At 70.4% G+C, this 15,366-nt stretch carries 15 protein-coding genes; 11 read left to right on the plus strand and 4 right to left on the minus strand.

Annotation, left to right across the window (positions count from 1 at the left end; translation table 11 throughout):
- Positions 1–138: 138 nt before the first annotated feature.
- From ABB55_RS21645 to ABB55_RS21660, 4 genes are all read right to left on the minus strand, one after another.
- Positions 139–828, minus strand: coding sequence for a caspase family protein (locus ABB55_RS21645; protein ID WP_054360669.1), 690 nt, complete (start codon positions 826–828; stop codon positions 139–141).
- Positions 825–1,574, minus strand: a complete 750-nt coding sequence (locus tag ABB55_RS21650) for a tetratricopeptide repeat protein (protein ID WP_054360670.1) — start codon at positions 1,572–1,574, stop codon at positions 825–827. The genes ABB55_RS21645 and ABB55_RS21650 overlap by 4 nt, the downstream gene beginning before the upstream one ends.
- A 494-nt stretch (positions 1,575–2,068) precedes the next feature.
- On the minus strand, positions 2,069–2,875 hold the full coding sequence (locus ABB55_RS21655) for a VHL beta domain-containing protein (protein ID WP_054360671.1): 807 nt from the start codon (positions 2,873–2,875) through the stop codon (positions 2,069–2,071).
- 178 nt (positions 2,876–3,053) lie between these two features.
- Entirely contained in the window at positions 3,054–5,690 is a 2,637-nt protein-coding gene (locus tag ABB55_RS21660) for a transglycosylase domain-containing protein (protein WP_054360672.1), read from the minus strand.
- A 146-nt stretch (positions 5,691–5,836) separates the two neighbouring features.
- Between ABB55_RS21660 and ABB55_RS21665 the strand changes: the two genes are divergently transcribed.
- From ABB55_RS21665 to ABB55_RS21710, 11 genes are all read left to right on the plus strand, one after another.
- Positions 5,837–6,346 (plus strand): YcgN family cysteine cluster protein, encoded by a 510-nt coding sequence (locus ABB55_RS21665; protein WP_054360673.1) that lies wholly within the window; start codon positions 5,837–5,839, stop codon positions 6,344–6,346.
- A gap of 217 nt (positions 6,347–6,563) precedes the next feature.
- On the plus strand, positions 6,564–7,241 hold the full coding sequence (locus ABB55_RS21670; protein ID WP_054360674.1) for a hypothetical protein: 678 nt from the start codon (positions 6,564–6,566) through the stop codon (positions 7,239–7,241).
- Positions 7,186–8,520, plus strand: coding sequence for a DNA-packaging protein (locus ABB55_RS21675; protein WP_083463833.1), 1,335 nt, complete (start codon positions 7,186–7,188; stop codon positions 8,518–8,520). The genes ABB55_RS21670 and ABB55_RS21675 overlap by 56 nt, the downstream gene beginning before the upstream one ends.
- A 1,632-nt stretch (positions 8,521–10,152) precedes the next feature.
- A complete protein-coding gene (locus tag ABB55_RS21680) occupies positions 10,153–11,328 on the plus strand; it encodes a phage portal protein (protein WP_054360675.1) in 1,176 nt (391 codons plus the stop codon).
- Between the two features lie 230 nt (positions 11,329–11,558).
- Positions 11,559–11,744, plus strand: coding sequence for a hypothetical protein (locus ABB55_RS21685; protein WP_054360676.1), 186 nt, complete (start codon positions 11,559–11,561; stop codon positions 11,742–11,744).
- Between the two features lie 108 nt (positions 11,745–11,852).
- Positions 11,853–11,987 (plus strand): hypothetical protein, encoded by a 135-nt coding sequence (locus ABB55_RS31160; RefSeq protein WP_262711578.1) that lies wholly within the window; start codon positions 11,853–11,855, stop codon positions 11,985–11,987.
- 1 nt (position 11,988) lies between these two features.
- Positions 11,989–12,537 carry an HK97 family phage prohead protease gene (locus ABB55_RS21690; RefSeq protein WP_054360677.1) on the plus strand — a complete coding sequence of 183 codons (549 nt, stop codon included), beginning with the start codon at positions 11,989–11,991 and terminating at the stop codon, positions 12,535–12,537.
- 61 nt (positions 12,538–12,598) lie between these two features.
- On the plus strand, positions 12,599–13,882 hold the full coding sequence (locus ABB55_RS21695; RefSeq protein ID WP_054360678.1) for a phage major capsid protein: 1,284 nt from the start codon (positions 12,599–12,601) through the stop codon (positions 13,880–13,882).
- Between the two features lie 172 nt (positions 13,883–14,054).
- Positions 14,055–14,630 (plus strand): head-tail connector protein, encoded by a 576-nt coding sequence (locus ABB55_RS21700; protein WP_054360679.1) that lies wholly within the window; start codon positions 14,055–14,057, stop codon positions 14,628–14,630.
- Entirely contained in the window at positions 14,627–14,956 is a 330-nt protein-coding gene (locus tag ABB55_RS21705) for a phage head closure protein (RefSeq protein ID WP_054360680.1), read from the plus strand. Before ABB55_RS21700 ends, ABB55_RS21705 begins: the two co-directional genes overlap by 4 nt.
- Positions 14,953–15,366: a DUF3168 domain-containing protein gene (locus ABB55_RS21710; RefSeq protein ID WP_054360681.1), complete on the plus strand. Its 414-nt coding sequence runs from the start codon at positions 14,953–14,955 to the stop codon at positions 15,364–15,366. The genes ABB55_RS21705 and ABB55_RS21710 overlap by 4 nt, the downstream gene beginning before the upstream one ends.

Raw genomic sequence — 15,366 nt, forward strand, 5'->3', positions numbered from 1 at the left:
GGTCCGCTCGAACGGGGGCGACAAGGCTCGGCGCCATCCTTCCGACAGCCCGCGCGCCGCGTCAACCGCGAATGCGCAGCCGTCGGCCGGCCCGCCGCCGCGCGCCCTGCGCGGGTTGTGTCGACGGGGCGCGCGGGGTCAGCGATCGGCCAGGACGATGTCGCCGACGAGCGAATCGGTGACCAGCGGCAGCTGCCGATTCTGCGTCGCGGCGGCCACGTCGGCGCGGACGGTGCGCATGATCAGGCCGAAGTCGCGGCGCTGGCCGATATGCTTGAGGAGCGCGGTGGTGAAGGGGCTGTTCGGGCCGTCGCCGTCGGCCGCGGTCGCGCCCGCATCGGTCGAGAAGGCGATCAGCGTGCCCTGCGCCACCGGGCCGGGGCGGGCGAGGCCGCGCTCGACGCTGCGCTGCACGCCGCCGGCCATGCGCATGCTGCTGGCGAGCGGGTTGTCGCGGCAGGCGTCGAGCACGACGATCCGGTTTTTGGCCCCGCCCATCTGGCGCAGGATCTCGGTCAGCGACACGGTCTCGATCTCCGCGTCCCGGCTGTCGGCAAGCCGCGCGTCGACCGGCACCAGATAGTTCTCGGCCGCATTGTCCTTCGGCATCTGCAGGCCGTGGCCGGCATAGAAGACGATCGCGATCTCGGCCCGATCGGCCTTGTCGCGGAAGTCGACCAGGGCGCGCATCAGAGCGGTGCGGTCGGCATCGAGCACCGGCTCGCCGACCTCGAAGCCGAGCCCGGCCAGCGCCCTGGTCACCGCCTGCGCATCGCCGGCGGCGTTGGCCAGAACCCGCGTATGGCGGTAGCGGGCATTGCCGATCACCTCGGCGATGCGGCTGCCGGGGTCTTGGCCTTATCGCGGGCCTCGACGGCGATGGCCCGGTTCGAGCGGGCTATGTCGTAGTGGGGCTTGAGGGCGATGGCCCTGTCGTAGTCGGCGATGGCCCGGTCGAAGTTGTTCTTGTTTCTGTAGGCGGCACCGCGATTGTTGAATGCTTCGGCAAAGTCGGGTTTGAGAGCGATGGCCTTGTCGTAGTCTGCGATGGCCCGATCGAGGTTGTTCTTGTCGAAGTAGGCGACGCCGCGATTGTTGAACGCGGAAGCATAATTGGGTTTGAGGGCGATGGTCCTGTCGTAGTCGGCGATGGCTCGGTCGATATTTTTCTTGCTTTTGTAGGCGATGCCGCGATTGTAGAACGCTTCGGCGAGATCGGGTTTGAGGGCGATGGCTCTATCGTAGTCGGCAATGGCCCGATCGACGTTGTTCTTGTTTTTGTACGCGATCCCGCGATTATTGAACGCTTCGGCATAGTCGGGTTTGACGGCGATAGCCTTGTCGTAATCGGCGATGGCCAGGTCGAGTTCGCCTTTTGCATTGTGTTCGTAACCGCGATTGTTGAACGCTCCGGCGTCCTTCGGATTATTGGCGATGACGGCGCTGCAGGCCCGGATGGCCGGTTCGCCGGACTTGTCGCGACAATCCTCCCAATCGCCGGCCCGGGCCTGTCCGCCGAGCGTGGCGGCGAAAAGGGTGACGGCAAGGGCGAGGGCGGTCCGGAGAGTGGGCATGCGGGGCCTCGTCGGGAGCGCGGCGGACCCGTCTTGGGGCGGCCTTGAGGGAGTACAACTCCGACTATGCCGTGCCGTCCGCGCCCGTCAACGCCGACGGTCTCCAACGGCGTTGGAGACGCCGGCATGGCGACGGCCTGTCAGACGGTGGGGTCGGTGGAGTTTGCCGTCTGCTGGCCTCGGCGGATGTCCTGACGACCGGCATCTTCGAACCGCCTGTGCGATCCGGCAGCCGTCTCCGAGCGGGCGGTCCGAGCGCGGAGATGTCCCGCGGACCGTGCGTTCATCATGGTTTGGCGCATCGCCCCCTCAACCGGCCTTCGGCCACCTTCTCCCCGGCGGGGAGAAGGCGACGGAGGCGCGGGGTCGGAGCCGTCGATTTTGCAAGATCCGTCAACAGCTTCCTTCCCCTCGCCCCCTTGGGGGGGAGAAGGGGACGGAGCCGGAAGATCGGCGGTCGAACAGCCCTGCGCCGGAGCTGGCGGCGCCGCGACCTAGTCCCAGATCTGGAATTCGTTGGCGTCTTCGCCGCGGGCTCTGGGATCGGGCATCATGACGCCGCCGTGGCAGGTGCCGCGGGGGTCGACGGCGATCCAGGGATGGGTCGCGAAGGTCTTCTGCTTGACGTTGCTGTCGGGGCGGAGGCTGTGGTACTTTTTCCACTCGCCGTTGAAGTCGAGCCAGTAGATGTCGAGCGGCATCTTCGTGCCGTTGTAGAACAGGACCGTGACGGCGACGTTGCTGTTCTGGGAGCGGACCCGGCCGGGCGGCGGACAACCCTTGCCCGAAGCGGCGGCGGGTGCCGGGAGGGGCGGCGCGGCGGCGACCTGCTTCTGGCCGCGGTTGCGGACGCATTCGCGGGCCAGGTCGATGGCGGCGGCGGCGCCGGCCAGGGTCCAGCTCTGCTCGCCCCGGTCGAGAGTGATTGAGAAGGACGGGTTCGACCGGAAGGCGTCGACCTGATCCTTGTCGATCGCCATCATGGCCCAGCCCTGGCCGTCGGCGTTGAAATTGGCGACTTCCGCGGCCGCGCCGAAGCCGAAATAGGCTTCGACCTTACCCTTGCGGCCGTAATAGGGAACGCCGACCTGCCAGGACCGCCCGTCCGTCGCCAGCCGCAGCTGGACCTTGCCGTTGTCCGTGTCGGCCGTGCAGTAGTCGAACCCGGCCGGCGCCGTGACGGCCGCGATGCTCCAGCGGCCGCGCTTGTCATAGGCGACCTCGTCGGCCGCCGCGGACGTGAGGGTTGCGAGACCGGCGAGAAGGGCGATGCCCCCGCAGGTGGAAGTGCGCATGGGCATGGACCGAACCTTCAGCGTCGCCGGAGATGGAGTGTCATCCGGGTATTTTTCCCGCGCTGATCTGTCAAGCGGACAGGACGACCCGTTTGGGGATCGCCGCCCATGCGGCCGGTGCCCTGGCAGAATCCGTCCGATGCCCGAACCGCCGTCTCGGCCCATCCGGGGCGCCGGAACGGCGTCAGCGGACCGCCACCACCAGGGTCTCGACGCCGCGGCGCACCGCGTCGCCGGCGACATAGGTCAGCCGCCCGATGCCGGCACGGACGGGGCGGACCGCGGCGGCCTTCTCGTTCGCGCCGGCGACCGGACGCAACGGCGCGCCGGGCCGGGTGTCGAGCGGGGTCAGGGCGCCCTGGCGACCCGGCGCGGCGCCGAAGCCGGGCTGTCCCGTGCCCGGCTGGCCCGTTCCAGGCTGGCCCGTGCCGGGCGAGACGGATGCCGGCGACGCCTGGCGCATCAGGCCTTCGATCTCGGAGAGCACGCCGACCGCCCGGGTGGTCAGCGTCTTCGGCCGTTCGGCGCCGCCGGCGACCTCGGTCAGGCCCGGCTTGCCCTGTCCGGCGGCGGCCACGGAGGCGCCCTGGTCGGCCTTGCGCGAGGGCGGCGGCATGCCCGGCCCCTGCTTCAGCTCGATCGACGCGTGGGCATATTCCATGATGTCGTGCCAGATCGGCGCCGGCACGACGCCGCCGGTGACCTTCTCCATCGGCCGGTAGTCGTCGTTGCCGACCCAGACGACGCCGACCATGTTGCCGGTGAAGCCGCAGAACCAGGCGTCGCGCGAGGATTGCGTGGTGCCGGTCTTGCCGGCGGCCGGGATGCCTTCGAGCCGGGCGCGCGTGCCGGTGCCGCGCTCGACGCCGGCATTCATCATCTGGTTGATCTGCTGGACCTTGTCCTCCGCGACGATGCGCTTCGGCGCCGGGCCGTTCTTCTTGCGGTCCCAGATCACCTCGCCGGCCCCGTTCAGGACCTGCTCGATCGGCATCGCCTCGACCTTGTAGCCGCCATTGGCGAAGGCCGCGTAGCCGACCGCCTGGTCGATCACGCGCACCTCGACGGCGCCGATCACGAAGGGCCAGTCCGGCTTGTCGGGCAGCGGCAGGCCGAACATCTGGGCGAACTTGGCGACGCGCTCGCGGCCGATCTGCTGGGCGAGCTGGACGGGAATCGAGTTCAGCGAGCGGGCGATGGCGTCGGTCAGGTTGACGCGGCCGGAATAGCGCCCGCCATAGTTCTTCGGGCACCATTCGCCGATGCAGACCGGCTGGTCGGAGACGACCGAACGCGGATTGTAGTTTCCGTAGACGAGCGCCGAGAGATAGACATAGGGCTTGAACGAAGAGCCCGGCTGCCGCTTGGCGTCGGTGGCGCGGTTGAACTGGCTGGAGCCGTAGTCGCGGCCGCCGACGATGGCGCGCACCGCGCCGTCCGGCTCCATGATCACCACGGCCGCCTGGCTGATGTTGAGCTCCTGGCCGACCTCGCGCAACTGCCCCTCGACGACCTCCTCGGCCTTCTTCTGCAGGCCGATGTCGATGGTCGACTTGACCGTCAGGGTGTGCACCGGCAGGTCGAGCTCGTCGATCTTGCTGAAGGCGTAGTCGAGGAAATAGTCCGGCGTGTAGTCGCGCTTGCGGTCGACCGGCTTGGCCGGGTTGCGGCGTGCGGCGAGCACCTGGCCCTCGGTGTAGAAGCCGGCCTGGACCAGGTTGGTCAGCACCTCGTTGGCGCGCGCGCGGGCGTTGGGCAGGTTGACATGCGGGGCATATTTGGTCGGCGCCTTGAACAGGCCGGCCAGCATCGCGGCTTCCGACAGGTTGATGTCGCGCACGCTCTTGCCGAAATAAAATTCGGACGCCGCCGCCACCCCGAAGGTGCCGCCGCCCATATAGGCGCGGTCCAGATAGAGCTTGAGGATTTCGCGCTTGGTCAGGTTGGATTCCAGCCACAGCGCCAGGAAGGCTTCCTTGATCTTGCGTTCGAGCGAGCGTTCGTTGGTCAGGAACAGGTTCTTGGCCAATTGCTGGGTCAGGGACGAGCCGCCCTGCGTGACGCCGCGATGGCGCAGGTTCTCGACCACGGCGCGCGCCGTGCCGATGATGTCGATGCCGAAATGGTCGAAGAAGCGGCGGTCCTCGGTCGCCAGGAGCGACTTGATCATGTGATCGGGAATGTCCTGCAGCGGAACCGAATCGTTCTGCAGGATGCCGCGCTTGCCGATCGGGTTGCCGTAGCGGTCCTGGAAGGTGACCGAATAGTCGACTTCCTTGCGCCAGTCCTTCTTGGTCTCCTCGAAGGCCGGCAGCGCGAGCGCCAGCATCAGGACCGTGCCGGCGACGCCGAAGGTGGCGGCGTCGTCGAGCAGTTCGACCAGGCCGCGCCGCCAGCCGGTCACGGTGAAGCGGCGCATGAAGATCGAGAAGCGCTCGTAGGATTCGACGATGCCGCGGCCGGCGCGCCAGATCGAGGTGTCGATCCAGGCATCGAGCTCCAGGAAGCCGAAACGCGACCGGCGCGGTTCGGCCGCGCCGCGTGCGGCGGCGGATGCGGCCCCGCCCGGCGCGGCGCTTGCGTCCGCGGGGCCGGCCGGATCGCCGGCGCCATCCCGGCGGGCGGCCTCCGGCGCACCCACGAGGCGCGTCGCCTCGTCGGCCTCGAGCTGCGCGGATCCGGCGCGATCGGCGGCGGCCCGGTCCACGGTGGTCCGGTCCGCGGTAGTCCGGTCCCCGCCGGCCGACGGTGCGGTTCCGGCCGACGAATTGGCGGCGGTCGGGTCGGGAACTTGGCGGCCGTTCGGATCGGAAGGCGTCACGCGGGTCTGTCCTGGTCCGGGGCGACGCCGTTGCCCATTCTCGGGACGCGGCGACTGCGTTAAGGAGAGTTTAAAGCAGGGCACGGGTCGCGGTCGAGATGCGCGTCGGGGTCTTGGGTCCACTTCTTCTTGATCGGGTCTCGAACATGGCCGGAGCCGGCGCGGTTCCCTTCTGGCGCGCCAAGCGCCTCGACGAAATGACGGACGCGGAATGGGAATCGCTGTGCGACGGCTGCGGCCGCTGCTGCCTCAACAAGCTCGAGGAGGAGGAGACCGGCGACATCTATTGGACCGACGTCGCCTGCCGGCTGCTCGACACGGACACCTGCCGCTGCCGCTCCTATCCGAACCGCCACGATTTCGTGCCCGACTGCGTGCGCCTCGACGTCGAGGAGGTCACCAACCAGACCTATACGTGGCTGCCGCCGAGCTGTGCCTACCGGCTCATCGCCGCCGGCAAGCCGCTCGCCTGGTGGCATCCGCTGGTCTCCGGCGATCCCGAGACGGTGCATCTGGCCGGCGTCTCCGTGCGCGGGCGGGGGGTGAAATCGGAGGCCGATATCCCCGTGGAAGAGCTGGAAGACCATGTCGTGGAGTGGCCGGGCGAGCATCCGAAGCCGCGCAGGCCGGTGCGCCGGACCGGGTCGGCCGGGTGATTGCCGATTGCGGTCAATGGCTTGATCAGGAACTTGAACCAATATGAATATGTAGAGTTGTCGATTCGTGTGATTTCGCGTTGACAGCGTGACGCTGCTCACTTAAATTCCTTGCATCATCCCAAAATTGCGGTCGCAAGGTACTGATCCTGCAGGGCTTCGAAGCTCTCCGGGGCGGCATCGCGCGTCGCCTGGCCGGACGGAGACCACCGATCCGATGACCGACCCTGACGAAGCCGTGCCGGCCGGCCCGGCGGCGGACCCTGCCGCGCGCCCCGAGACGGCGCCTGCCGCGGTTGCCGGTTCCGCGGCGGGTGAGACGCCCGCCGCTCCCGATGGTCCCGCGGCGGGTGCAACGCCCGCCGCTCCCGATCCCTCGGCGGGTGCGGCGTCCACCGCTCCCGATGGTCCCGCCGCCCGGCCCAAACGCAAGCGTCGCGCCGGACCGCCGGAACGCCGCCAGCGCTTCGACTGGCGGGCGATCCGGGCGGCCTATGAGAGCGGACTGCGCAGTCAGGTCGAACTGGCCGCTGACTACGGGGTCAATGCGAGCACCATCAACTACCACAAGACCCGCGAAGGCTGGGCCGAACCGGCCGAGACGCCGCGGCTCGGCATCAACGAGGGCGACCGGGTCATGCTGGTCTTGCGCCTTTTCCGGATGGTCGACGCGCAGATCGGCGAGATCGAACGCCGGCTGACGGCGGCCGACGGGACCGGGCCGGACGAGAAGGACGCCCGCACGCTGGCCGCGCTCGCCCGCACCATCGAACTCCTGATCGACCTGGAGGCCAAGACGCGACCGGAAGCGCCGGCCGCGCCTGAGGAGGGCGACGAGGATGCGTTCCGCACGGAGCTTGCGCGCCGCATTCGCGGCCTCGCCGGCGAGGTCTGATCACGAGCGGCTGCTCGCGGGCTTGTCCGCCGCCGAACTCGACCGGCTGCTGCACGACTGGCTGGTCTGGGCGCGCGACGATCAGGTGCCGCCGCCGGGCGACTGGACCACCTGGCTGGTGCTCGGCGGCCGCGGTGCCGGCAAGACCCGCGCCGGCGCCGAATGGGTCAAGGGCCTGGTCGCCGGCCGGCCGCCCTTTGCGGACCGGCCGGTCGGCCGCATCGCGCTGGTCGGGGAGACCTTTGCGGATGTGCGCGACGTGATGATCGAGGGCGTCTCGGGGCTCCTGGCCGTGCATCGGCGCGGCGAGCGGCCGGACTGGAAGCCGTCCCTGCGCCGGCTCGAATGGCCGAACGGGGCCGTCGCGCAGGTCTTTTCGAGCGAGGATCCGGAGGCCCTGCGCGGGCCGCAATTCGGCGCCGCCTGGGCCGACGAGGTCGCCAAGTGGCGTCATGCCGAGGAGTCTTGGGACATGCTGCAATTCGGACTGCGCCTCGGCGCCCTGCCGCGCCAGATGGCGACCACCACGCCGCGCCCGACCCCGCTGATCCGCCGCCTCCTCGACGAGGCCGGCACGGCGGTGACCCGCGCGGCGACCCGCGCCAACGCCTTCAACCTGGCGCCGCGCTTCCTCGATACCGTCGTCGCCCGCTACCAGGGGACCCGGCTCGGCCGCCAGGAACTGGAGGGCGAACTGATCGACGACCGGCCGGATGCCCTGTTCCGGCGCGAGGAGATCGAGCGATCACGGCTCGCAAGGCCGCCGGCGGACCTGGTCCGTATCGCGGTCGCGGTCGATCCGCCGGCCGCCTCGACCCGGGCGGCGGATGCCTGCGGCATCGTCGCGGCCGGGCTCGGAGCGGACGGCATCGGCTATGTGCTGGCCGATTTCTCGGTGCAGGGCGCGCGGCCGACCGAATGGGCCGCCCGTGCGGTCGGGCTCTATCGCAGCCTCGACGCCGACGCCCTGGTGGCCGAGGTCAACCAGGGCGGCGACATGGTCGCGGCGGTGCTGCGCGAGGTCGATCCCGGCGTGCCCGTCAAGGCCGTGCGGGCCCGGCGCGGCAAGTATCTGCGCGCCGAACCGATCGCCGCCCTCTATGCCCAGGGCCGCGTCCGCCATGCCGGCACCTTCCCGGAACTCGAAGACGAGATGGCCGATTTCGGTCCCTCCGGTCTCTCCTCCGGCCGCTCGCCCGACCGCCTCGACGCCCTCGTCTGGGCGCTGACCCACCTGATGCTGGAGGATCGCAGCGTGCCCAAAGTCCGCACCATGTGAGCCGCGCGCCGGATCTCGCTTTGGAACGGGCGGATGTCGCGAAGGACACCCCCATCTCGCACCGCATTCCCGGCCGGAGCGCAGCGGAGAGCCGGGACCTACTCTGCCGGCGGCGCGCCGCAAGCGCTTGTTGCTACACGCGATCTTGATGCCGCTGCGAGGCGAGTGGGCCCCGGATCGGCGGCCCTTCGGGCCTTGTCCGGGGATGCGACCGGGGGATCGTGGGATGTGCCCAGAGATCCTAGGATGCGCCCCGGGAGATCTTGGGATGCGCCTAGAGATCATAGGATGCGCGGAGAGATCTCGGTGTGCCCATGCAGATCTCGGCGCTCCCGTGCATCTGCCAGGGAACGCACCATCTCGCACCGCATTCCAGGCCGGAGCGGAGTTCGCGAAGGGCTGCCCATCTCGCACCGCATTCCCGGCCGGAGCGACAGCGGAGAGCCGGGACCTACTCGCTCCTCAACTTGCCGCAAATCTTCGCGTCCTCCGCGATCTTGACGCTGCTGCGATGCGAGTAGGCCCCGGATCGGCGGCCCTGCGGGCCTTGTCCGGGGATGCGACCGGGGGGAGCTTAGGATGCACCCAGAGATCATAGGATGCGCCCCGGGAGATCTTGGGATGCGCCCAGTGATCATTGGATGTGCGGGGAGATCTCGGTGTCCTCATTGAGATGTCGGCATGCCCGTGGATCCGGGACGGAACGCACCATCTCGCACCGCATTCCCGGCCGGAGCGACAGCGGAGAGCCGGGACCTACTCTGCTGGCAGCGCGCCACAAGTGCCTGTCAATACATGTGATCTTGACGCTGCTGCGAGGCGAGTGGGCCCCGGATCGGCGGCCCTGCGGGCCTTGTCCGGGGATGCGACCGGGGAGATCTTAGGATGCACCCAGAGATCCTAGGATGCGCCCCGGGAGATCTTGGGATGCGCCCAAAGATCATAGGATGCGCGGAGAGACCTCGGCATGCTCATGGAGATCTCGGCGCGCCCATGGATCCGGCGGGTTACGCACTATTTCGCACCGCATTCCCGGCCGGAGCGACAGCGGAGAGCCGGGACCTACTCTGCTGGCAGCGCGCCGCAAGTGCTTGTTGCTAAACGCGATCTTGATGCTGCTGCGAGGCGAGTGGGGCCCGGATCGGCGGCCCTTCGGGCCTTGTCCGGGGATGCGACCGGGGGATCGTGGGATGCACCCAGAGATCATAGGATGCGCGAACAGATCTCGGCATGCCCACGCAGATCTCGGCGCGCCCGCGGATCCGGGACAGAGCGCACCATCTCGCACCGCATTCCCGGCCGGAGCGACAGCGGAGAGCCGGGACCTACTCTGCTGGCAGCGCGCCACAAGTACCTGTCAATACATGTGATCTTGATGCTGCTGCGATGCGAGTAGGCCCCGGATCGGCGGCCCTGCGGGCCTTGTCCGGGGATGCGACCGGGGGGATCGGGTGTGCCTCCCACGACTGATGCGCAAGCCCACGACTGATGCGCAAGCCCAAGACTGATGCGCAAGCCCGGGACTGATGCGCATACCCGGGACTGTTGCGGCCGCGCCATCGCGGGGGGCTGTCCATGTCGCGGGCGTCGACGCGGCCGCTTCCCTGTTTCCCCCATCCTTCGGAGACGTTCATGACCCGCCTCGACTGGCTTGCCGGGCTGCGCCGCCGCGCGGCCGCCGCCGACACCAAGGCGTCGCGGACTGCGCCGCTGATCGCCTTCCAGGCGCATGGCCGGCCGGTCTGGACGCCGCGCGACTATGCGGCCCTGGCGCGCGAGGGTTTCCTGCGCAATCCGGTCGTGCATCGGTCGGTGCGGCTGATCGCCGAAAGCGCGGCCTCGATGACCTGGATCGCCTATGACGGCGCGGCGGAACTCGACGCGCATCCGCTGCTCGACCTCTTGGCGCGGCCGCATCCCGGCCAGTCGGGCCGGGCCTTCATGGAGGCGGTCTATGGGCACCTGCTGGTCGCCGGCAATGCCTGGATCGAGCGGGTCGATGTGGACGGGGTCCCACGCGAACTGCATGCCCTGCGCCCCGACCGGGTGCGCGTGGTGCCCGGGCCGGAGGGCTGGCCGGAGGCCTGGGACTATACGGTCGGCGAGCGCACCCATCGCTTCCTGCGCCCCGACCGGCCCGGCGCGCCGCCGCCGATCCTGCAGCTCGCGCTGTTCCACCCGCTCTCCGACCATTACGGCCTGGCGCCGCTGGAGGCCGCCCAGGTCTCGCTCGACGTGCACAACGCCGCCTCCGCCTGGGCGAAGGCGCTGATCGACAATTCGGCCCGGCCGTCCGGCGCGCTGGTCTATCAGCCGAAGGATGGCGGCAATCTGACCGACGACCAGTTCCAGCGGCTGAAGCGGGAACTGGAGGAGGGCTTCCAGGGCGCCCGCAATGCCGGCCGGCCGCTGCTCCTGGAAGGCGGGCTCGACTGGCGCGCGATGGGCTATTCGCCGAAGGATCTCGACTTCATCGAGGCCAAGCGCGAGGCCGCCCGCGAGATCGCGCTCGCCTTCGGGGTGCCGCCCATGCTGCTCGGCATTCCGGGCGACAACACCTATTCGAACTACCAGGAGGCCAACCGCGCCTTCTGGCACCAGACCGTGCTGCCGCTCGCCGCCCGCACCGCCGATGCGCTCTCCGCCTGGCTGAGCCCGGCCGACCGCCCGGTCCGGTTCGCCCACGATACCGACGCCGTCGAGGCGCTCGCCGCCGACCGCGACCGCATCTGGACCCGCATCGCCGCCGCCGACTTCCTCTCCGAGGACGAGAAGCGCGCCGCCGTCGGCTACGGGCCGCGCGGGTAGGGACGGGGTCGGGGCGGGCGACCTGGTGAGCCGGACCGCGGGCTGATCGTGTTGACGCGGGATCGACCCCCTCATCCGCCCTTCGGGCACCTTCTCCCCCCTTGGGGGGGGCGAAGGGGAGAACCCGTTGATGGATCGGGGGAAAAGGCGACCGTCGGGGCCTCGATTCCATCCCCTTCCGGCCCTTGGGGGAGAGGCGCGGGCGCGCCGCAAAGCCGAGAGAGGTGGCCATGAACGAGCTTTTTGCGGTCTTCGCCGAGCGTGGGGACCTGGCGCATGTGGCGCTGTTTCTGTGGGCGTCGGGGGCGAGCGGGCTGCTCGTCTGGACCTGCAAGGAACTGGCGGCCTCCAACCGCCGCTTCAACGACTTCGTTTCCGAGATCGCCCGGCTGACGCGCGTCTTCGACGAGGAATGAGCGCGGCCTTCGATCCGTTTCGTTTCCGCGATCGCCCGGCTGACCCGCGTCTTCGACGAGGCGTGAGCGCGGCTTTCGATCCGTCTTCCCAGCCCCAAGAGGTGTTGCATGACCGCCCTGATCGCGCTGATCCGGCCCGCGCGGGCCGACCACCAGTCCGTCTTCGCCCGCTTCGCCGAGGCGCTCGGACGCCGGGCGCGGGTGCGCGTCCGGCGCAAGCCCGGCGATGCGGAGGCCGCCTGACATGGCGGGTCTGGCCGCCGCGCCGGAGGTGAAGCGGGCCGTCGCGCCGCTCGCCGATGTCGATCCGGATGGAAGCTTTGCCGGCTATGCGAGCCTGTTCGGTGCGGTCGATCTCGCCGGCGACCAGGTCGAGCGCGGCGCCTTCGCGGCCTCGATCGCCCGGCGCGGCGCGGGCGGCATCAAGATGCTCTGGCATCACGATCCGGCCGAACCGATCGGCCGCTGGCTGTCGGTCGAGGAGGACGGCCGCGGCCTGCGGGTCAAGGGCCGGTTGCTGCCCGAGATCGGCCGGGCGCGCGAGGCGCTGGCGCTGCTGCGCGCCGGCGTGCTCGACGGGCTCTCGATCGGCTTCCGGACCGTGAAGGCCGTCCGGGAACCGCGCAGCGCCCGCCGGCGCCTGATCGAGATCGACCTCTGGGAGATCTCGCTGGTCACCTTCCCGATGCTGCCCGACGCCCGCGTCTCGGCGGTCAAGACCGCCGCGCCGCCGCACGGCCTCCGGCTCGCCCGCACCATCCGGGCCGCCGCCCGATCCATGACCCGGCCCTGAACCGGGCCGCCAACCCCACCCCCCACGCTTCCCAGAGACCCTCGAACCCGACGAGTATGCGATGACCGATTGCCAGACCGCGGCTCCCGAAACCAAGGCCGCCGCCGCTCCGCCCGCCGCCGCCCGCCCGGTCGATGCCGAGGTGACGCTCGCCTTCCAGGACTTCATGGGCGCCTTCGAGGCGTTCCGCGACACCAACGACCGCCGGCTTGCCGAACTGGAGCGCCGCGGCGCGCCCGACGTGGTCACGGTCGAGAAGCTCGACCGGATCGACCGCGCGCTCGACGAGCAGAAGCGGCTCGTCGACGACCTGGCGCTCAAGGCCGCCCGGCCGCGCCTCGGCGCGGGCAATGACGACCGGCGCGCCGAGCCGACCGAGCACAAGCGCGCCTTCGACGCCTATGTCCGCGGCGGCGTCGAGACCGGCCTGAAGCAGATCGAGGCCAAGGCGCTGTCGGTCGGCTCGAACCAGGACGGCGGCTATCTGGTGCCGGCCGAGCTCGAGCGTGAGGTGACCCGCCGGCTCGGCGATCTGTCGCCGATCCGCGCCATCGCGGGCAACCGCCAGGTCTCGGCCTCCGTCTACAACAAGCCCTTCTCGCCGACCGGGCCGGCGGTCGGCTGGGTCGCCGAGACCGCGTCGCGGCCGGAGACCGCGAGCCCGCAGCTGCAGCTGCTCGCCTTCCCGACCATGGAACTCTACGCCATGCCGTCGGCGACCGGCGCGCTGCTCGACGATGCCGCCGTCGACATCGACCAGTGGATCGCCGAGGAGGTCGAGCAGGCCTTCGCCGAGCAGGAGGGCACCGCCTTCGTGACCGGCGACGGCGTGGCCAAGCCGAAGGGCTTCCTGGCCTACACCAAGGTCGCCAATGCGTCCTGGAGCTGGGGCAATCTCGGCTATCTGGCGACCGGCGTCTCCGGCGCCTTCGCGGCGTCCAACCCGTCCGACAAGCTGGTCGATCTGGTCTATGCGCTGAAATCCGGCTACCGGCAGAACGCCCATTGGGTGATGAGCCGCAAGACCCAGGCGGAGATCCGCAAGCTGAAGGACGCCCAGGGCACCTATCTCTGGCAGCCGCCGGCCGCGGCCGGCGCGCAGGCGACGCTGATGAACTTCCCGGTCGCCGAATCCGAGGACATGCCGGCGATCGCGGCCGACAGCTTCGCGATCGCCTTCGGCGACTTCCGCCGCGGCTACCTGGTCGTCGACCGGATCGGCATCCGCGTGCTGCGCGATCCCTATTCGGCCAAGCCCTACGTGCTGTTCTACACGACCAAGCGCGTCGGCGGCGGCATGCAGGATTTCGACGCGATCAAGCTGATGAAGTTCGGCGCCAGCTGACGCGCCGGGTCGCACGACCGTCCCTCGCGCCCGTCCCCGGAGCCGCGATCCCGCACCCGCCCGCCGGGCGGTGGCGGGCGGCCGCCCCGGGGGCGGGAACCGCCGCATCCCCGCGGCGCCGGCACCGCGGCGCCGCCCGCCCTGGTTCGCCACCTGACCTTCCGGAGCGATCATGACCGCCGCCCTCATCACGCCGCCGGCCGTCGAGCCGGTTCTGCTCGCCGAGGCCAAGGCGCATCTGCGCCTCGACCATTCCGACGACGACCTGGTCGTCTCCGCGCTGCTGGTCGCCGCCCGCAGCCTGATCGAATCCCGGCTCGGCACGCTGATGATCCGGCAGGGCTGGCGCTTCTATCTCGACCGCTGGCCGGCCTCCGGCATGGTCCGGCTGCCGCTCGGGCCGCTCGTCTCGGTCGACCGGATCACCGTCTACGGCGCCTCCGGCATGCCGGCCGAACTGGCGCCGGCGCAGTACCGGGTCGACACGGCCGGCGATCCGCCGCGCATCGCGCTCGCGCCCGGCACCGTGCTGGCACCCGGCGTGGCGATCAACGGCATCGAGATCGACGTGACGGTCGGCTTCGGCCTGTCCGGTGTCGACGTGCCGCAGCCCTTGCGCCGGGCGCAATTGATGCTCGCCGCGCGCTGGTTCGAGAACCCGCAGGGCACCACGATCGGCATCGTGCCGGCGGCGATCGCCGACGAGGTCGAGGTGCTGATCGCGCCCTGGCGGCGGGTGCGGCTGTGAGGGCGGGGGCCAAGTCCCTCCACCCCGGGCGGCTCACCAAGGTCGTGACGCTCGAACGGGCGGCGACCGCACCGTCCGGCGACACGGTCTGGACCGCGGACGGCACGCTGCGCGCCGGGATCGAGCCGGTCGGGGCGGGTGAGCGCGAACTCGCCGGCCATGTCGAGGGCACCGCGACGCACCGCATCCTGCTCAACGGCCGCGCCGCGGTGACCAGCCGCGACCGGCTCGTGCTCGGCGACCGCCGGTTCCGCATCCTGGCCGCCTACGATCCCGACGAGACCGGCCGCTGGCTCGTCTGCCTGGTCGAGGAGGCGTCCCGATGAGCCACGATGCCGGTTCGCAACTCCTGGCCGCGCTGCGCGCCCGCCTCGTCGCGGATGCCGCCCTGGAGGCCCTGCTCGGCGGGCCCGGGCGCATCCATGACGGGCCGCCGCGCGACGCGGCGCTGCCCTATCTGGCGATCGACACGGTCGCCGGCCGGCCGATCGGCGGCGTCGGGCTCGACCTCGTCGAACACGAGATCGTCGTCTCGGCCTGGTCGCGGGCCGGCGGCAAGCGCGAGGCGCTGGCCCTGGCCGACCGGGTCGACCTGTCGCTCGCCGAGACGCCGCCGGCGCCGGCGGGCCATCGCCTGGTCTCGCTGCGGCTCGACCGGCGCGATGCGCGGCTCGCCCGCGACCGCGTCACCGCCATCGCCACCCTGACCTTTCGCGCCGTGACCGAGGCGCCCTGA

The sequence above is a fragment of the Prosthecodimorpha hirschii genome, from assembly GCF_001305515.1.
Classification (GTDB): Bacteria; Pseudomonadota; Alphaproteobacteria; order Rhizobiales; family Ancalomicrobiaceae; genus Prosthecodimorpha; species Prosthecodimorpha hirschii.